The organism is Hymenobacter oligotrophus (assembly GCF_003574965.1).
Lineage (GTDB): Bacteria > Bacteroidota > Bacteroidia > Cytophagales > Hymenobacteraceae > Solirubrum > Solirubrum oligotrophum.
This window is the reverse complement of sequence record NZ_CP032317.1, coordinates 2,971,412-2,990,079: the sequence shown is the minus strand read 5'-3', so window position 1 is coordinate 2,990,079 and position 18,668 is coordinate 2,971,412. Positions and strand designations below refer to the sequence as shown.

At 58.2% G+C, this 18,668-nt stretch carries 11 protein-coding genes; 3 read left to right on the top strand and 8 right to left on the bottom strand.

The annotated features are described in order from the left end of the window. Positions 1–243: 243 nt before the first annotated feature. A complete protein-coding gene (locus tag D3Y59_RS12715; RefSeq protein ID WP_119445389.1) occupies positions 244–1,743 on the top strand; it encodes an ADP-ribosylglycohydrolase family protein in 1,500 nt (499 codons plus the stop codon). A gap of 101 nt (positions 1,744–1,844) precedes the next feature. On the opposite strand, the gene D3Y59_RS12710 is transcribed toward D3Y59_RS12715, so the two are convergent. From D3Y59_RS12710 to D3Y59_RS18660, 7 genes are all read right to left on the bottom strand, one after another. Continuing rightward, on the bottom strand, positions 1,845–3,524 hold the full coding sequence (locus D3Y59_RS12710) for a DUF3987 domain-containing protein (protein WP_119445388.1): 1,680 nt from the start codon (positions 3,522–3,524) through the stop codon (positions 1,845–1,847). A gap of 40 nt (positions 3,525–3,564) precedes the next feature. Further along, the gene (locus D3Y59_RS18860; RefSeq protein ID WP_119445387.1) at positions 3,565–4,464 is read right to left on the bottom strand and encodes a BT4734/BF3469 family protein; all 900 of its coding nucleotides are present in this window, start codon (positions 4,462–4,464) and stop codon (positions 3,565–3,567) included. Continuing rightward, the gene (locus tag D3Y59_RS18855; RefSeq protein WP_119445386.1) at positions 4,457–4,780 is read right to left on the bottom strand and encodes a helix-turn-helix domain-containing protein; all 324 of its coding nucleotides are present in this window, start codon (positions 4,778–4,780) and stop codon (positions 4,457–4,459) included. Before D3Y59_RS18855 ends, D3Y59_RS18860 begins: the two co-directional genes overlap by 8 nt. Positions 4,781–4,901: 121 nt before the next feature. Then, entirely contained in the window at positions 4,902–5,828 is a 927-nt protein-coding gene (locus D3Y59_RS18360) for a hypothetical protein (RefSeq protein WP_162910759.1), read from the bottom strand. A 95-nt stretch (positions 5,829–5,923) separates the two neighbouring features. Further along, a complete protein-coding gene (locus tag D3Y59_RS12695; protein ID WP_162910758.1) occupies positions 5,924–7,228 on the bottom strand; it encodes a tyrosine-type recombinase/integrase in 1,305 nt (434 codons plus the stop codon). Positions 7,229–7,615: 387 nt separating this feature from the next. Then, positions 7,616–12,082, bottom strand: coding sequence for a T9SS type A sorting domain-containing protein (locus D3Y59_RS12690; protein WP_162910757.1), 4,467 nt, complete (start codon positions 12,080–12,082; stop codon positions 7,616–7,618). A gap of 43 nt (positions 12,083–12,125) precedes the next feature. Further along, entirely contained in the window at positions 12,126–13,475 is a 1,350-nt protein-coding gene (locus D3Y59_RS18660; RefSeq protein WP_240410359.1) for a DNA/RNA non-specific endonuclease, read from the bottom strand. A 582-nt stretch (positions 13,476–14,057) separates the two neighbouring features. Here D3Y59_RS18660 and D3Y59_RS12680 point away from each other — a divergent pair. Together D3Y59_RS12680 and pdxH are read left to right on the top strand one after the other, a co-directional pair. Then, complete coding sequence (locus D3Y59_RS12680; protein ID WP_119445383.1) at positions 14,058–16,577, top strand: DUF5686 and carboxypeptidase-like regulatory domain-containing protein; 2,520 nt, start codon at positions 14,058–14,060, stop codon at positions 16,575–16,577. A 228-nt stretch (positions 16,578–16,805) separates the two neighbouring features. After that, positions 16,806–17,435, top strand: a complete 630-nt coding sequence (gene pdxH / locus D3Y59_RS12675) for a pyridoxamine 5'-phosphate oxidase (RefSeq protein WP_119445382.1) — start codon at positions 16,806–16,808, stop codon at positions 17,433–17,435. A 102-nt stretch (positions 17,436–17,537) separates the two neighbouring features. On the opposite strand, the gene D3Y59_RS12670 is transcribed toward pdxH, so the two are convergent. Beyond that, positions 17,538–18,554, bottom strand: a complete 1,017-nt coding sequence (locus tag D3Y59_RS12670; RefSeq protein ID WP_119445381.1) for a helix-turn-helix transcriptional regulator — start codon at positions 18,552–18,554, stop codon at positions 17,538–17,540. Between the last annotated feature and the right edge of the window lie 114 nt (positions 18,555–18,668).

Sequence of the window (18,668 nt, the reverse complement as noted above, 5' to 3'; positions counted from 1 at the left end):
TAAAACAATAAATTCCGCTGGGGCGGAAGGCTATTGTTTGTAAGTAGTAAGGCTCGTTGAGTGTGCTGCTATTAAGCTGATCCTTTTACAGTCCGCAGGCTATTATCATTTAAAGCGGATTGGTAAAGCCAGCATTACGGTTGATTCGACATAGAATTCTCTATTACAACAGCTGCTACTTGGAGTTCCGAACTGACGCGGCAGAGAACTGCGCCATACTTCACGCCCTTAACTCATCCTTTTATGAATGCTGCCTTTTTGCCACCATATTCCCCGTTAGAGTCGACCTGCCGTGCCGCCTTGCTTGGCGTAGCCGTAGGTGATGCCCTAGGGGTGCCTGTGGAATTTCAGAACCGAGAAATGCGGCGCGCCGATCCAGTGGTCAGCATGCGTGGCTATGGGACGCACCACCAACCAATGGGGACCTGGTCGGATGATACATCTTTGACCTTATGCTTGGCAGAAGCATTGGCTTCAGGTTATTCCGCCCTAAGGCTGGCCCTGAATGTTCAACGGTGGTACCGGGAAGCGTGGTGGACAGCCCACCAGCAGGTCTTCGATATCGGCATCACTACCAGGGAAGCCCTGCACCGCTTGGAACGAGGTAGCGACCCAGTAAACGCTGGGGGCAAAGACGAATGGAGCAACGGCAATGGCGCGTTGATGCGCATTCTGCCCTTGGTATTTTACCAGGCGGAGGCTCCCATAGCTGAGCGCTTCCAGCGCATCCAAGAAGTGTCGGCGCTTACCCACGGGCACATACGCTCCGCGGTAGCCTGTTGGCTGTATTTGGAAATGGCACGCGCCCTGCAGGCGGGGCTTGCGCCGCCTGCAGCCTATGCACAGCTGTGTCAGCAGGCGCCCTCGCAGCTACAGCAACTCCGCATTCCAGCGAGCGAAATGGCCCTTTTTGAACGGGTGCTAAGCGGGCGCCTGTATGACTTGGCTGAGGCCGACATCAGCAGTAGCGGCTACGTGTTGCACACGCTAGAGGCCGCTTTGTGGTGCTTGCTGCATCACGAAACCTTTGCAGAGACAGTACTAGCGGCGGTCAACCTGGGCGACGATACCGACACGACTGGGGCCGTTGCGGGTGGGCTGGCCGGGATGTGCTACGGGGAAACCGGTATCCCCAGCGAATGGTTAGCGGTTGTGGCCCGCCGAGCCGACATCGAGAACTTGGCTTCTCGCTTGGCGCACAGCTGCGCAACTGCGGCGCCGGAAACCTATCCCGCTAAGCCCTTACCCAACAGCTATTGGGCAACACCTACGGTGTTGGCTTGCGAATATCCTGGAGATAGAAATGTGGAAACAGCGCGAAATAAACTGGCACGACTGCTAAACGCCGGCATCACGGATTTTTTTGACCTGACTGAAGCCGGAGAATTAATTCCGTATGAAAGCTTGCTCCAGGAAGTAGCGACTGCACACGGCCAAGAGATATACTACCATAGGTTCCCAATCAAAGACGCCGACGTCCCCAGCAGTGCAATTTTGGAATCAGTGCTGGCAGAATTGGCTATGTCGGTTGCGGCCGGCAGAAAAGCAGCCGTGCATTGTTGGGGTGGCGTTGGCCGCACCGGCACTGTAGTGGGTTGCTATCTGGTGCGTCAACAGAAACTGAGCGGGCCGGCTGCTCTGGCATTGATTGCCCGACAGTGGCAGGGGGTAGAGAAAAGCCACCGAATTCCTCGTTCTCCCGAAACTGCCGCGCAATGGCGATTAGTAGAAAGCTTTAAGTAAAACCGGGTTTGATATTGCTGTCGCCTGGATGCAATGCTGAGCTTGATTATAGTAACGTCCCGATCGTCCCGTCCCATAGTTGGGACGGGACGATCGGGACGTTACTTAAGCCAACGGTCAACAGTTGATTTCCCTAAACCTGTTCGCTCAGCAATTGTGCGAACACTCAGTCCCTGACTGTGTAACTCCTTGACACGCTCTTGTTGTTCTGCCTTGTCGGCCCATTTGCTGCGCGGTGCTGTCAGGCCACTGGCGGAGCTGGGCATCCGATCTAGTAGAACCAACGAGTGAGACAGGTAAACGTCCCCTAAGGCTAACGCAGTAGTCAAATCACGGTCTTCCATGGGCAATTGTCCGTTGAGGCGGTGCCCTTGATCATAAGCGCGCAGCAGCGCCAGCAGCATTGCAACGCGGAACATGGAGAGACCCATACGGAATACAATACTTGCTGCCCCATCCGCTTCAGGCAAGGCCTTTGCCCGGCTAAGCCAACGATGACCGGTGGCGTTGATCGCCTCCCATTGCGCTTGAGCCAACTGCGCTTGCAAGCCGCCTGTGCCGTCTGGATTGGGTGGTTGAACAAGGGACATCATCTTGTGAACCCGCTTGCCCAAGCTAGCGAAGTAGCGGTCCAGGTCCTCGCGTCCCGCAGTTGGCCCTACATCACGCCAAACGGCCGGGCTATCATAACAATAAAACAAAAAGCGACTAAACAGGCCGTTCTCCGCAGTGGGAATTAGACCAACTACTTGTCCAGGGGTACCGGTGAGGGCGATACTCAAGCAGGGGCGTACAACCTCCAAGTACTCGCTGTTGGTTTTGCGGTTGACACTGGCGGGCTCATGATGAAAGGCTTTGCGCAAAAGGTCAGAGAAGTTGCCCCAATCCTGTTTCAAGGCCCCGCTGAGGGTATCGGCTTCACTCTCGCAGATGATGCCGTGCCCGTCATTGTGATAAAGAGTTTTGAGAATACCCGCTGCGCTATTGTTTCCTGGAATGATAAGTAACCGGAAGGGTGGAACTACAGGTGAGGTCGGAGGGGCAGCTCCTTTAGGGGCCAATCGTTTGGCTGCCTCGTAGGCAGCAAGTTCCAAGGTGTACTGATCGTGTGCTTGTTGGCTTTCGAGTACGCGGGCTTGGTGGGCCGGAGTCGCCAAGGCACGCGCCCAGCGCATATTGCCTTTGCCTGAAGCAGGCGGAGCAACGATAAATGCGAAGAGGTTCGTACCGTGGCGGCTGTCGCCATAAGTGCCCCATACTCCAGGAGCACAACCACTGAGTACGGCAAGTGCTCCCGTTAGGACTACATCTCGCTCGCGGCCGCTATGGAAGGGCGCCACTACTTCAAGAAGCAGTGGGGGCAGGCTAGCGTAAACATCCCCGGGTATAATAGGGGTGTTAGCAAAGGGCGATGCTTCCGTCTGGTTCGGGAGAAGGGCAGAGGTCGTGGTATCTACCCCGTATGATACAGAATCGCGATAGGCCTTACTGGCAAATGCTGCCGAATGTCGGGTATAGTTCCCGCGTATTGTAGTGCGTATCCGATCTTCCCTGTGAGTAGCCAGGGGGGGATGGGACAATGCCCAATCCAACAGTTCCGCTTCCGGTACACCCTGCTCGTTGCAGAATAGGGCAAGCCCAGTTAGCCATATGTTGCGTCCGTCGTCAGGGCACGGGCCGCCGCTGTGTTTGCTTAAGCACCAAGCTAGCGTGCTGGAGGGCTTTGTCTGCCCGGTATCCGCGGGTAGGGAGATGAGCTTGTCAAGGTCAAGAGTTGCCATTGGTTGGTGGAGTTAACAGGGTGGTTGTGACGACCTGCTGTTAGATATCCATATGTAAATGGGGGGATAGCCATGCCGTAGGGTCGTGGCTCACGAAGCAGGCACGCGACACATCGGCTGTTTTTGCGTCCAGGCTGGGGCCCCAGCCATACTGCCTGCCCAGGTACCGTGCGATGTGTTCGTAGTTTGTCCGACGAGGGTACCGAGGATCGGCGGATAGCACGGCCTTGAGCCCGTCGCCAGATGGACTCACAAACACAAGGCACAAGGCTGCAGATAGCGCGCTATCGGTCAGCAGTGCATGCTTAGCCTCTTCTACCCGGCTCCCAAGTTCATCAAAGTCAAGAATGAGGAGCCCGGAAGGAGCAAGCAACGCTTGGTCTTGTCGACGGGAAAAGATCCCGCCGGCGGTGAAGTAATCGAGCTGGCATTTTAGCTCCTTGTAACGAGCGCTTTTCCCTTGGGCTTTGTACTCTGTCCTAGCGGCCCGTGTGCGCTCTAACAGCGTCTGTGGGGGCGTCACTATCACCTGGTGCAGGGCAGCCAGGGTAATGGTTAAGTGGGGAAGTGTGTTGGTGATAGGCCCTGTGAAATAAGAAAGCTGCGGGGTATCGGGCTTATCATCCTGAGGAGCTGCGGCCTCCGGTCGGGGTGGGTGGTGTATACGGCTCCATAACTCTTCTGTTGAAATAGGAGGGTACCGTAAGCACTTGCCATAAGTGTCTGGCACAAGCCACCCGGCGGCTAGTATGTCAGCGACCGAAGGGTGGCGGCTGTTGGGGTATAGTGTTCGCAACGCCAGGGCCAGCTGGTCTGGCGTGGGGGTGAAAGTGCCGGTTAACGCTAATGCAACAGATAGATCATCAGGGCCCCATGCGGCCAGAGAGATAGTTGAATCGGCTGGGAGCGCTACATCTGGTAAAGCAGTCTGCTTAGCCATGCCGTCCGTGTCCTGGGGGCTTTACGGCACGTTGATAGCCTTTCAACGCGTTCATGACATCGATCCGCTTGAGGTAGCTTCGGCTTCCCAACTTGTGATATTTAAGAAGCCCCCTGCGCTTCCAATCGTGCACCGTTTGGACGGTAACACCAAGTAATGTAGCCGCTTCACGAATACTTAGCAGTTCGTCATCTGTTGGCTTATCCGCAATGGTTACGCACGCCTGGGGCTGGTGCTGCAGTTCGTGCCGCACCACGGCCCTCACGTCGTCTAGTAGTTGGGAGTAGGCAACGCCTACTGGTATAACGGCCTGCATCGGCGGTTAGGGCTGTCGGATAGGTACGCCGGGCAGCTCTGCCACAAATAGCGGTTACACCACAGCCCCAAAAAAGCACGGGGCGTAAATGGGTGCCTTGGGCTGTAAATGTTCCCCTAATCTATCGGCCGGAGTCGTTTAGTGCTTTCTTGGTAAGTGCGTAGTAGTGCCGGGCTATATCAGTAGTAGCCTTGCGGGTCAAGACTTCTACATTAAAATGTTGGCCTACCGTTGGGATCAAATCAGATAGCTTTCCCTGCAGCTTACCAAGATGTTGAAGGGCTTGGCAAAATCCCACTAAAGCTCCCTTTTTGCGCGCATCCAAACTGAAGTTTTCAGCCTCATCTATAAGACTGATTTGGTGAGCCAGAGCTGTGAGTTCTCCAAGAGTAAAGCCGCTTCCCAAAATACGTTCTACAGGAGGCAGCGTATTATAGTTATTATTAATAATAGGGGCTTGCTGGGAGATTCCTGGCAAGGGACTAGTAGGAACACCTATTTGTAAAATCATCTGGCTTACCTGTTCCTTGCTTCTCCAACTATCCAGAAGGGAAAGTCTTTTAATTATGACCGCTATTCGTTGCTTGGAATCTTCATCAATTTGTATTTTTTCAAGCTGGTTTAAATCACCAATAGGGCGGTAGCTACTAGCCCAGGCTAGTGCTTGTAAGCTGATTTTCTCTCCAGTTGATAAAGTATAAAGCCTCATTCGTAGATCAGCTCTGTCGCGCTCCCATAGCTCATGGCGACACTCTGGAAATTGTATCATGCTTTGATTCAGCGGCTCCTCATAATCGAGAAATTCTAAAACAACCTTTCTTCGAGCAGGGTCTAATTTTCGTTTTTCAACAAAGCTCCTGATACGCTCCAAGAAAAGGCGGTATTTATAATAAGAGCCTCTGTAGCCTGTGTAACGTTTTGATTGTTCGCGTAGTGTGCGCTGGATATCAGATATAGGTAGTTCGGAAAAAGCATCAAATACCTTTGAGAAATAGGCATGAAGCTTCAGCGCTCTTTCAAATGGTGGGACAGGAGAGAGCATAGACATCTTGAGGCTTAGCTTTAAGGGTTTGGGCTGGTGACAAGAATCACTGGCACTAATTGATATTTCAGATTCAATGGCGCTAACCAGTACCAGCACCTCTATGATCCTTTTGCGGGCTCATTTGCCAGTGTAGGCATCTCGTGAAATCGGGCAAACTCCTCGGCTACTCGCTGAGGTGTTAAATTCACGTACCGCTGAAACGATTTATAAGAGGTGTGCCCCGTTAATTTCATGACGAACTCTGCACTCATGCCTTTGCCCAAGTTCAAGGTCACAAACGTGCGGCGGGCGGTGTGAACTGTTAAGCATTCATATTTTGCAGCAGTGGTCACATCGGCCACGCCACCCCTGTAGCGGATTACTTCCACAGGGGCATCGATGCCCGCAAGCTTGCCCAACTCCTTCAGAAAGCGGTTAAGCACAGGGTTGGTGATGGGCTGGTTTTTGGAGCTATCCAATTCCCCTCTCAGCAACCGGTTGACTATGTCCAGCGCCTGCGCGGTCAAGGGCACGTTTACCACTGCGCGTGTCTTCTTTGCAGTTAACCGCAAGTGGGCTGGCAAATTATCTGTGGCAGGGCGCAAGTGTTGGAGCTTAATACTTACCAGATCTGAGTACCGTAAGCCAGTATAGCAAGCCAGCAGAAACCAGGCTCGGGCCTTTTCCAGCCGGGAACCTACTGGTAGGGATAAGTCCACCAATGCCTTCAGTTCCGCAGCGCTAAGGGCAACTACATCTGGCTCTCGTCTCGCCCAGCTTACTCGGTCAAGAGATGTGTTTTCAGTGTAACCCCGTTTGATAGCCCACTTCATAAACGACTTGAGTCGCCCTAAGTGTTTGTTAATGGTATTGTCGGTCAGGCCGGCCACATTCAGCAAGTAGGCCGCCCATCGGTCGCCCACGGTAGTCGTCAGAGTGTCGAAGTCGATGGCGTAGCCGTTGGCTTCGCCAAACTCTCGTAGGTGTCGTCCGGCGGTGGCGTGGGCTTGCGCTGTACGTACGGTACCGGCGGCACGGGTATAGTTTACCCATTCCTCATAACGTTGCCAGAACAGCCCGCCGGAAGCGGCTACGAGTGGCGGGGCCGGCTCGACGGGACGCTCAGGGGCTGCGGCCTCACGTAAGGCCGCAGTTGTGGGAAGAGTGCCGGCAGCTAGGCTTTGGTTATAGGCTATCAGTATTCGCTCGCTTGCCCTAACCAGTGCGTCATTTAAGTGCCCGTTTAGCTCATTTCCCTTGCCGCGTACGTGGGCGCGTTGATCGGATTTGTTCCAGCGGGCAGGGTGTATGCTCTGTCCCGTATAGGCCTTCACGCGGTGCCGCCGGTTAATGGTGAGCAGTGCATAAATAGCCGTGGGGCGATCTGCCCCGGGGTCTTTCAAGTGAAAAGAAACAGTAGCCATTGAAGGTATTGTGTTTGCCTTCACACGGGTACGCATATGTCTTCCTCGGGGTACACGTAGGGGTACACACTCGCCGATTTAAATCATGTTTAACCCGACTTATACTGGTTGCAAGAACACGGAAAACCCATTGAAACGCTCTGCAGAGGCTTATTTATATCGGTGTAGGTCTGTTTGAAAATGCGGGGTGTATTCCTGTCCCCGCTACCTCGAAAAACGCCAGGTGTCTTCCAGACGCCTGGCGTTTTTGCTTTGTGCTCCCGGCTGTGCTGTCCTAGGTACGGTAGGCCCCGGCAAACCAAAGAGCCACGCAAGCCTATTGCCTAAAACCCAAAGCGGCCCCGCCGGCAGTGCCAGCGGGGCCGCTTTGGGTTTGTGCTAAGCCAATTACTTCGCCACAATCAGGCGCTTCACTTCCACTTTGCCATTTAGGGCCAAGCGGCAGGTGTACACGCCCGGGGCGAGCGAGGCGCCCTGCACCGTAAACTCGTAGGTGCGGCCAGCCTCGGCAGTACCTTCGAACAAGGTAGCCACCAGCTGCCCCAGGCTGTTGTAGAGTTGCAGCTGAGCCCGGCTGGCCTCGGTAGTGCGTACGCGCACCACCGTTTGCTCCGCGAAGGGGTTCGGGAAGGCTTCGAATACCTGCTCTCCCTTTGCCGTGCTAGCTGGGGTACTACCTGCTACCAAAGCTGCGGTGTTGGGGCTAGCCGTAGGAGCAGCCTGAGTACGGCAGTCGCCTAGCTTGTCGCCATGGGCGAGGTGGTCGGCAGCGCCTTGGGCGTCGAGGCACAGAGCTTTGCCGTTGTGGCACACCAGTACTTTATCGTTTTTGTTGCCGCAGCGCACGTCCAGCACCGTAAGGGTTACCTGCTTAGTAGCCGTGCAGCCCGAGGCGCTGTACGCCGTTACGGTGTAGGTGAAAGTGCCCGGCGCTGTAGCCGTAAAGGTGGGGTTGGCTGCGCTGGCGTCGCTTAGGCCGGTAGCCGGGCTCCAGGTGTAGCGCACGCCGCCGGTGGCCGCGAGGGTTACGCGCTGCGGCCCGTAGCCCAAGTACAAGTTGGTGGCCACGCCGCCCGTGTATACTGGCGTGGCAGGCGTAACGGAAATGGTGAATTCCGGAATGGTCCCCGTAACCGTAACCGTAGCTTGCGCGCTGGCTTGGTTGCCGTGCACATCGGTAACAGTCAGGGTCACGGTGTTCGGGCCGAGGTTGGCGCAATCGAAGCTGCTATTGTCGAGCGCAAGCGTAGCAATGCCACAAGCATCGGAGCTGCCGTTGCTGATTTGTTCTGCCGTGATAGTGGCCGCACCGTTTACCAGCGTTACCGTTAGGTTGCGCGTGCGTACTGTGGGAGCTGTTTCGTCGGTGACGGTTACCGCGAAGGTTTTGCTGACGCTGCCGCAGCCGTTGGTGGCCGTAGCCGTTACGGTGGTGGTGCCTACTGGGAAAAAGTAAGGTGAGCTGATGGGCGTGGGTACGCCGTTCAGCACTGCCGAGAAAGTAACCTCGGGTGCGGGCGTGCCGGTGGCCGCTGCGGCAAAAGCTACCGAAGCGCCGCAGTCATCGGCTTTGCTGGTGGCCGTGAGGTTATGTAACGCAGCCAGCTCGGGCAAGCCGTTTACCGTTACGGTTTGCGTGTAGGTATCGGAGCACTGGCCCTGCGTGATGGTGAGCTTGGCCGTGTAGGTGCCAGCCACCGCATACGTGTGCTCGATGTTGCCCTTGGTGGTGTAGTCAACCTGGCCGTCGTTGTTCACGTCCCAACCATACACCGCATCGGCCTGTATGCTGGCAGAAGCATCGGTGAAGGTGGTAGCCGTGCCAGCGCAAGCCGTAGTGGCCGAAAAAGCCGGGGCAGGTTGCTCGCAAGTAAGGCCGGTTTTTACCACACGGTAAGTATTGCCCACCCGAATACCGTCGATCAGCAGGTTGGGCGAGTTGGTGCCTTGGCGCAGCGCAACGGTGCCGATATCGGAAAGCGAAGTGCTGCCGGCCTCGGTGGCGGTAGCGTTGGCCGTGGCAGGCTCAACGTTGGCGGCGGGGTTGATGAACAGCTTGGTTTCGTTGCTGGTCTCGTCGAAAGTGTACTTCAGCACCAGCAGGTGGGTGGTGCCTAGGTCGTACTCGGCAGGGGCGTAAACAACGGTGCTGCTGCTGCCGCTAACGCCAAATTGCACCTTGTTGGTGGCCGTGTTCTTGCGCACGAATACGCGGGCCCGGAAGTTAGTGCCCAGCGTGGAGGCGCCTAGGTGCAGAAAGTAGTCGGCGGTGCTGCTGGCGTTGTTCACCTTCACCAGGAAGGCGGTGTACACCGGCGTCCGGGCGTAGGTCGTCTCGAACGAGCGGTTTACATCTTGGCCGTTGGCTACAATAGCCGCCGAGTTGCCTAGGTTGCTGGCGCCGTAATTGGGGTAGGCAAGGCTACCGGTGGCCACGGCAACAGGGGCGGCGGTGCCGCTGTGCGCTGCCCAGTTGTTGGCAGTCAGCAGCGAGCCGGCGGTGTACACAAAGTTTTCTTCGAGCAGCAGTTTGGCCGGTACGGGCTGTGTGGTGGCCGCAACTTCGCCCTTAGCCGAGGTCAGGTAGTTTTCGGCGTAAGGCGTGCCATTGTCGTTGTATTCGAACACCGCAAAGTAGTAAGCCGTGTTCGGGCGCAGGTCGGTAACGGTAAGCGTGTTATTGCTGCCGCCGTACACCACAAAGTTGCCTGCACCTACTTGGTTACCCTTGCCAAAAGCGGCATCGGCTAGGTAGGTCTTGGCGTCCTCGGGCGTAGCATCGACGGGAGCACCTAGGCGGGCCAGCACAAGGTGCTTGGCGCCGTTGCCGCCGCTAATGGTTAGCTGTAGCGAGTTGGTGGTTACTTGGCTCGCCACCAGCTGGGCGGCAGCCGTGGGTTCGTCGGCCAGCGGTACGGCAGGCGTGGTAAAGGTCAGCTCGTCGCCGTAGGTGGTGCCGGCCGTGTTGGTGGCGTAGGCGCGCACGTAGTACGTGGTGCCGGGCAACAAGCCGGTGATGACGCTGGTAAACTCACCGCTGCCGGTGCCGTCGGAGGTTTGGCTGGTGCCCAGTGCGGGGTTGGGAGCCGTGCCCCACACCACGCCGCGGGCTGCTACGGCGCTGCCGCCGTCGGTGGTAATGCTGCCGCCAGCACTGGCGCTGGTAGGAGCTAGGTTGGTTACTGCCGCCGTACCTACGGTGGCGGGGTAAATGGGCTCGGTGCCGCTACCCGATACCGCCACGGCTTGGTCGGCGGCGCCGGTGCTGCTCACGGCAATGGCCGCTTGGTAGGCTTGCGCGGCCGTGGGGGCAAGGCGTACCTCAACGGTGGTGGGGTTTACGGTGCCGTTGGTGGGAGCCAGCGAAATGGTGCAGCACGCAAACGGCTGGTTGCCGGTCCGGATTTCGAAACCTGCGGGCGGAGCCAGCAGCAGGTTGCTGGTCAGGCCTTCGCCACTTACCGTGAAGCTTTGCGCGTTGGCGGCCGCACCCACGGCCACGCTGCCAAAGGCAGGCACCGCAGCGAGTGAGGTGGTAATCACCGGCATCGAGTTCATCACCCGAATGGTTACGGGCATGCTTTGGCCCTCTACGTTGCCGCAAGTGCTGGTGGCCTTGGCCACCACGTAGTAGGTGCCGGCGGCGCCAAAATCACTGCCCTTGGGCTGATACGCCGCGCCGGTAGCGCCAGCAATGCTGTTGTCAAACGGACCGGCGGCGCTGGTAGCGTAGTACCAAGCAAAAGCCGATGGTGCTGTGGCAGTAGACGTAAGGGAAGTGCCTAGGTTCGAGCCGACGATGATTTGCTCGGCAGCCGGAGCCACCGTTACGCCGTTGCTGGCAGGGGCCAGGGCTACACCCAGGTTGCTGCCGTTGCCGGGGCCATACGTAGCGGGGCTGCCGTTCACCACGCGTACGCGGTAGCCGGCGCCGCTGGGCGTATTGGCCGGAATAGCCGCCGTAATGGGCGAAGCCGCGCCGGTGCCGATGAGGTTGCTGGTCGTGTTCTGCGGGAAATTGCCGTTGGCGTCCGACAGCTGCACCCCAAATGCTTCGGCAAAGCTACCGGTGCTGCTAAACGTAACCGCAAACGAGGAGCTAGCCGCCGTGGCCGTAACGCAGAACGACGTAGCCTGCACGCCCGCCGCGCCAATGCTTGCCGCAGGGCCGCCGTCGGGGCTGCCGGCCGTTACGCGCAGGTTGTCGATGCTGATTTTGGGGCGGCTGCCCGTAGTGCCACCGCCCGAGGTAACGAGGAAGAAGCGAATCTTGGCCCCGGCATTGTTGCTGAAGGCCGCCGGCAATGCAATGTTGTTCAGGGCGCCCGAAGTCGGTACGTTGTTGGCTACAACCACCGCGGGGTGCGGCAAATCCACGAACACGCCGTTGGCGCCGGTGTTGGTTTGCAGCTTAAAGGTCGATCTACGGTCGCCGGTCGAGTTGTTCACCGAAGCCCAATCGAGGCTGATGGTGCCGGCCGTGGCGTTGCTGAAATCTAGGTTCAGGTCGAAGGCGGCGGCGTTCTGGCCATCGGTGGTGCCAGTGGCCAACAGCACAATTTTACCTAGGGCATCGTTGGTGCCTTTTTGCACACCCCCGGCCGTACCCGTGGTAAACACGTTGTTGGTGTTGGGCAGCGTAGGTTGCGCAAAAGCCTTGCTGAAGCGGTTGGCGCCGGTACCCGCCCCAAAGTCGGCGGTCCAGCTGCCAATGTTGTCGAAGTTCTCGGCGTAAGGGCCCGCCGACAGCGAATACGGTGTTTGGGCCCAGGCTTGCGGCGCAAACCAGCCAAGCAGGAGGCCCGCAAGCAGCAACCAGGTGGCCCGCCAGCGAAACAAATAAGCGTGTATCATGCGAGGAGTAGCTACAGGGTGGGAGTAAGCCGAAGCAGGAGCGTTAGAGTACCGGGCCATTGTCTACTTTCGATTCGATAATGGCCTGCACTTCTACCGGTAGGCCCGAAAGCAAGTCGAGCCCCGTAGCTTCCTCAATTTTGTCGACGCTGGTGCGGTAGTTGCCCCAATCCGGGCTGATCGAGTTTTCGTTGGGCGTGTCGATGGCAATGATGCGCGTGTTGGCGTTGATGCGCGACACATCGTTGTTGCCCACCGGCAACACCACTACTACCTTCCACACACGCTTGGGCACCGTTACCCGGCCCTGGTCAATGGTGTTCGTAACGGTGTTGTTCGTCACGTCGCTAGCGTTTTTGCCGCCCACGCCGTAGCTGCCCATGATGACGTACACCTCGTTGCCGGGCAGGAAGGAGCGCGTGTAGTTCTCGAGGTTGGCCCAGGTGCCTTGGTTGTTTTGCGGTGCCTGCGGAATCATGTTCGTCATCAGGAACGTGGCCGAGTTGTTCTCGGGGCTGGAAGTGCGGTCGGCCGAAGGGCAGTTGTGGCCGCGGTCGAAGCCCGAGCCTAGGTACGAGCTGCCCTGCACCTGGTACCAGCCGGCGGGCACATCCGGGTCGGCCCGGAAATCCTCCTGCCGGTTAACACTGCCCCGGTCCGCAATATCCAGGTGCCACGATACCCAGTTGGGCGTGCCCCGGTCGCGCGAGTAGCTGAGCGCAAACTGAGGCTTGCGCATGAGGTAGTTGTTGGGGTTGTTTACATCGGCAGTGGCGCCGCTGGGGTTGCCCAGGGCCATGTGGTCGTTGTCGACGGAAGTGGGGGTCTCGCCGTACTCCACCGCCGTAAAGTCGTCGATGTTCAGCCGGGCCGCGCCGCCCGAGGTTTTCCGAATCTGGAATTTCACCTTGCCCGGGATGTTCACGGTAAAAGCGGCCGACTGCAAGGTGCTGCTCGTCGTCAGTACGGTAGCGCCTACCTTCGTCCACTTGTTGCAGCCGCAGGCCTCGGGCTGCGCCCACAGTTCCCAGCTGCTGCTGCCATCGGTGCCGTAAACGGCGTGCTGCACCGTTACGCTGGCCGCGCCGTTGGGCAGGTAAAAATCCATGGTAAGCGTGCCGGCTTGCTGCAAGCGCACGGCCTGGCTGCCGTTTTTGCGGTCGGCGGCCGAACTGGCCAGCACAGCGTCGTTGAGCGCCCAAGTGCCGGACCCGAGGGCAACGCTGCCGGTGCCGTAATCTGGTTTGGTACCTGTTTCGAATGTTTCTTGCGTGGCGGCACTAGGCGGGGTAAACCAAGTTAAGCTGCCTGCAGCATTGCTGGTGTGCAGCTGTAAGCAAAGCAAAACGAGCAACAAAGGCCATTTGCTGCGTTGCAGTAGGTGTTTCTTCATTTGGTGGGCAGTGGAGGAATGAAGAGAGAAGAAGATTGCACTTAATCTATGTAGACATGTAGTGCATTCAAGCTGCAAAAGTAGATGACGTTTGCAGCCAGTATGTTACCATAGTGTTAAGTTTAGACTTTATCTTTTATAATATTGACCTTATGTATTAAGTAAATAATCGATTATTAAAATAATTAAATCAGTGTGCGTTAAACCCAATCAGCTAATTGGCTGGCAAGTCAAGCCGAGTGCCCAGAAGCCCTAGGTGTCCGAAGCCCAGCGGGGAGCCGGCAGCAAGCCAACGGTTTGCGAATAATGTTTTTGCTAGGTGGACGCTTTGCCGGACTTGGCAACGCACAACAGTTAGACCTTGTAGCACCCCGAACACGTGTTTATACACGGGTTTGGCGGCGTGCACGAAGACGTAATCATCAAGAAGTGAAAACTTAGTATTGGCTATTTATAGTTTGTAAGTTGATAACTGTTTGAAAAACAATTGTTTGTCTATTGCTTGAATAGGGAAGTCCCTCGCTTTATAAAGTAATTGCTGTCCTGCTACGTCGTACCTTTGCGACAATAGCAGAGAGAGTTATGAAGTACCGTTACGCTTGGGTTTGGCTGGTGGCAATGCTGGCCGCTTCGAGCTCCGCGTTTGCACAGCGAATTGTATTTACCGGGAAGATAACCGAAGCCGCCAACGGCCAACCGGTGCCATTCGCATCGGTGTATGTGAAAGGCACCACGTTTGGCACCACCGCCGACGAAGACGGCCGCTACGAGCTCAAGGTGCTGCAGCCAGTGGATTCAGTTACGGCTTCGGCCGTGGGGTTTAAGCCGCGCAGCAAGGCCGTAGGCAAGCAGCCCGCCCAGACCGTAAACATTGGCCTGCCCTCGGCCGCCATTGCCCTAGGTGAGGTAACCATCCGGCCCACCGAGAACCCGGCCTACGCCATTCTGCGCAAGGTGCAGCAGCACAAAAAGCAGAACGACAAGAAGGAGCTGGCGGCGTTTGAGTTCGACAGCTACAACCGCACCGAGGTGTCGCTGTCGGACATTACCGACCGGCTGGCGCGCCGCAAGGTTATCCGCGACATGACGGCCGTAGCCAACGGCGTGGGCGAGCTGGCGCGCAACGCGGCGGGCAAGCCCACGGTGCCGGTGTTTGCCTCGGAGGTGATGTCGCGGTACTACGTGCGGCACCGCCCCAACCGCGAGCGGGAGGAAATAAAGCACACTAAGTTGCACGGCGTGGCGCCCAAAGACGGCACGCTGCTTTCGCAGGTACTGGGCTCTTCGTTTCAGGATTACGACTTCTACCCGAACTGGCAGGTGGTGATGGGCAAGGACTTCATCTCGCCCATTGCCGACGGCTGGCGCATTACCTACGACTACGACCTCGAAGACTCGGTGATGGTGGGCCAAGACCGCTGCTACCAGCTGAAGGTGTTTCCGCGCCGCCCGCAGGATCTGGCCTTTACGGGCCGCATCTGGATTACCACCAACTCCTACGCCCTGCGCCGCGTCGACCTGGAGGTAGACCCCAAGGCCAACATCAACTTCGTGGACCAAATACGGGTGTACCAGGATTTGGCGCCCTCGCCGGCCGGGCCGTGGTTGCCGCAGCGCACCCGCGTAGTGGTGGGCCTGAAGCCGACCAAAAAGCAAACCGGCTTGCTGGTGCGCTTCACCACCGTCAACAGCAACTTCGACGCCAACCGCCCGCACGAGTTGCCCTTTTACGACCAGCCCTTTGCCGCCGCGCCCGAAGCCCTGAAAACGCCGGCAACCTTTTGGGAGCAGCACCGGCCCGATACGCTCTCGGCGCAGGAGCAGCGCACCCTCGCAGTGCTCGACTCGGTGGGCAAGCTGCCCTCGGTGCGCACCTTCCTGGAGGTGGCCGATTTGGTGGTGAACGGTTACAAAGAACTAGGCCCGCGCGGCCGGTTCGAGCTAGGGCCCATTTTCAGCTCGTACAACTACAACAACGTGGAGGGCCACCGCCTGCGCCTGGGTTTCCGAAGCACGCCCGAGCTAAACCCCAATTGGCTGTTGCAAGGCTACGTGGCCTACGGCACCCGCGACGGGCAGTTCAAGTACAACCTCGCGGCCGACCGCATCCTGAATCGGCAGAACTGGACGCTTTTTAGCGTACGCCACAGCCACGACGTAGACCTAGTAGCCCTGCTCGATAACGACCTGGCCCTCGAAAGCCCGTTGTTTGAGGCCGCGGCGCGCTTCGGCAACATCAAGCCCGGCCTGCCGGTGTGGCGCGACATGACGAGCGCAACGGCGCAAACCGACCTGTTCCACAACTTCACCCAAAAGGTGACGCTGCGCCACCAGCGCTTCGATCCGTTGTACAACTTCGCGTACTACACCAGCGCCGACCACGGCCCCAACGCCCCCACGGCGCGGCAGTATTCTCTGTCGGAGGTGGTGTTTGAGTCGCGCTACGCCCCCGACGAGGTGCTGATTCAGAACCAGAACCGCCGCTACGCCGTGGGCCTGATGAAGTGGCCGGTGTTTACGTTCCGCTACACCTTGGGCCTGCCCGATGTGCTGGGCAGCGACTTCGAGTACCACAAGTTCAACTTCACGATGACGCACAGCGTGCAGCTGGGCCAGTTGGGGCGTACCGAGTACATCGTGGATGCGGGCTACATCCCGAGCACGGTGCCGTACCCGGTGCTCAAGTCGCACCTAGGCAACGAGTCGTTCATCTACACTTCCAACGCCTACAACCTCATGCGCTACTTCGAGTTCGTGAGCGACCGGTACGCCTCGTTGCACGCCGAGCACTACTTCGAGGGCTTGTTCGTGAACGCGGTGCCGCTGCTCAAAAAGCTCGATTGGCGCCTGCTGGCCTCGGGCAATGTGCTGTACGGCGGCGTAAGCCAAGCCAACCGCGACGCCACACCGGCCATCGATGCCAGCGGGGCCCCGCTGCCTACGTTTAGGCCCCTGGGTAGCACGCCTTACCTGGAGGTAGGCTACGGCGTCGAGAACATCTTCAAGTTTTTGCGGGTCGATTTTCTGCACCGCCTGACTTACCGCGACTTGCCCGGCGCCCGCGACTTCGGCGTTAAACTCTGTGCCCAGTTTAAGCTGTAGGCCGAATAAAGTCGATGCAAGCCGCAAACACGGAGCCCCGGCGCAGGTTGTACAGCTGCTGCCGGGGCTCCGTGTTTGGGCCTAGGTGTATTTAGCAGGAATAGTTGCCACAGCTGAGCTTCACATATTGATGTGATAAATGCTTGGTTGTGAGCAGTAATAATTTACGTTTGTGCCATCGGCTGCTTGCGCGGCCGGTACTCCGCCCTCACTGCCCTACCTATTGCTATGGAAACAACCTTTGCGCCGGCCGTATCGGCTGGCTGGGCCGCGCTGCTCGCCGAAACCAATGCCCTGCACCTTTTTCAGCATTGGCTCGACGAAGCCCCGCTCGATGGCCCCGTACCGATGACCTTGGCCACAGTGCGGCCCGATGGCCACCCCACGGCCCGCGTGGTGTACTTGCACGGCGTGCCCACCGACAAAACCGGTTTCCGGTTTTTTACCAGCCTCACCAGCCCCAAGGCCCAAGAGCTCGAAGCCAACCCCCACGCGGCGCTTACCTTTTACTGGTCGGGGCTCGATAGGCAAGTGCGCGTGGAGGGCGTGGTGCACCCGCTGCCACCCGACGACGCCACGCTCGCTTTCAGCAAACGACCTAGGGCCAACCAGCTTGGCGTGTGGGCCTCGCCGCAAAGCCAAGTACTCAGCGGCCCCGAGGAGTTGGCCGAACGCCTGCACGAGGCTACCGAGCGCTTTGCTAGCCAAAAAGCCGTGCCGCGCCCGCCGCAGTGGGGCGGCTACGCCGTGCACCCCACCATGATCGAGTTTTGGGCCGGCAACCCCGGCGACTTGCCCAGCCGCTTGCGCTTCGAGCGCGCGCCCATGGGATGGCAGCAAGTGTGCCTGGCTCCTTGATGTTGATTTGACCATAAGCACCTAGGCCCCGCAGTATTGCGTACTGCGGGGCCTAGGTGCTTATAGGCTCGAAACTAGGAGGGGCCCTGCCCTAGGTGCTGGCTAGGCCAACTGCATCCAGGCACCGGTATCGGGTACGGTGTAGCGCGAGCGGCGCATTTGCGAGGGCGCCATGCCAAACTTGCGCTTGAAAGCGGTAGCAAAGTGCGCGGGGTTGGTAAAACCCACCGACTCGGCTACCTCTTGCAGCGGTTGCTCGGTGTGGGTAATCAGCTGGTGCGCTACGGCGAGGCGGCGCTCGGCCACGTAGCCGAACACGGTGGTGCCGAACAGGTCTTTGAAGCCCTTTTTCAGCTTGAAATCGTTGGTGCCGAACTGCCGGGCCAGCTCCAGCAGGCTGGGCGGGTTGGCGTAGTGCGCGTCCAGGAAGTCGCGAATGGCGTAGAACAAGTCGCGCTCGGTGGTGGAGAGGCGGTAGAGGCTGCGCGCCATTTGCTCGTGCTGCTCCACAAACAAGTCCAGAAAGCGCGCTTCCAGAAACATCTTTTTGAGGGCGCCCGAGTAGGGGCACTCGGCAATTTGCTGAATGATGGCGCGCATCATGGGCGTTACGGCCACGCCATCGGGTATCAGCACAAAAGGTTCGGCACGGCCCAGGCGCCGCTCGTGCATGCGCAGCCACTCGGCGTTGCTCGTAACGAGGTTGCGGAAGAACTCGGGCGTGAGGTGCACCGAAAACATGTGAAAGTCGCGCCCGCTCTGCTCGCCTTGAAAGGTGTAGTGGTTGCGGGTGGTTTCGTCGCCCACCACGTTTTGGCGGCTGGCACCCAGGGTCATGGGGCGGCTGGCGCAGCTGCGCGAGTGCGTGTCGCCGTCGAACTGAAACAGCATGCCCACCCACGGGTTGTTTACCTCTAGCTCGGCCTTCAGCGGCTGCAGCAGCTTGCCGCTCATGCTGGTAAGCTGAAACCCATCGAGAAAATAATCGGTGAATTTGGCGGTACTACCCGCGGGATTGCGCCACAGCGTATCGGCCTGCACCACATTGGCGTGCTGCTGAAGCTCGGTTTGGCAATTGTCGGTGAGCTCGGCCGTGCGGAACTCGAAAAAGGTCTCCATAAGTCGCTTGGTACTACAAAGTAAGCAGCGGCAGTGGGATACCAAGAATGAATAGCGCAAAACGTAGAGCCTGCACTTCACACATAATTCCGTTTGGCGAAAGTGAAACTCCGT

What these genes read in the sequence shown, in the direction of transcription:
- D3Y59_RS12715 (WP_119445389.1), top strand. Translation starts at nt 244, where the DNA reads ATGAATGCTGCCTTTTTGCCACCATATTCCCCGTTAGAGTCGACCTGC.
- D3Y59_RS12710 (WP_119445388.1), bottom strand. Translation starts at nt 3,524, where the DNA reads ATGGCAACTCTTGACCTTGACAAGCTCATCTCCCTACCCGCGGATACC.
- D3Y59_RS18860 (WP_119445387.1), bottom strand. Translation starts at nt 4,464, where the DNA reads ATGGCTAAGCAGACTGCTTTACCAGATGTAGCGCTCCCAGCCGATTCA.
- D3Y59_RS18855 (WP_119445386.1), bottom strand. Translation starts at nt 4,780, where the DNA reads ATGCAGGCCGTTATACCAGTAGGCGTTGCCTACTCCCAACTACTAGAC.
- D3Y59_RS18360 (WP_162910759.1), bottom strand. Translation starts at nt 5,828, where the DNA reads ATGTCTATGCTCTCTCCTGTCCCACCATTTGAAAGAGCGCTGAAGCTT.
- D3Y59_RS12695 (WP_162910758.1), bottom strand. Translation starts at nt 7,228, where the DNA reads ATGGCTACTGTTTCTTTTCACTTGAAAGACCCCGGGGCAGATCGCCCC.
- D3Y59_RS12690 (WP_162910757.1), bottom strand. Translation starts at nt 12,082, where the DNA reads ATGATACACGCTTATTTGTTTCGCTGGCGGGCCACCTGGTTGCTGCTT.
- D3Y59_RS18660 (WP_240410359.1), bottom strand. Translation starts at nt 13,475, where the DNA reads ATGAAGAAACACCTACTGCAACGCAGCAAATGGCCTTTGTTGCTCGTT.
- D3Y59_RS12680 (WP_119445383.1), top strand. Translation starts at nt 14,058, where the DNA reads ATGAAGTACCGTTACGCTTGGGTTTGGCTGGTGGCAATGCTGGCCGCT.
- pdxH (WP_119445382.1), top strand. Translation starts at nt 16,806, where the DNA reads ATGGAAACAACCTTTGCGCCGGCCGTATCGGCTGGCTGGGCCGCGCTG.
- D3Y59_RS12670 (WP_119445381.1), bottom strand. Translation starts at nt 18,554, where the DNA reads ATGGAGACCTTTTTCGAGTTCCGCACGGCCGAGCTCACCGACAATTGC.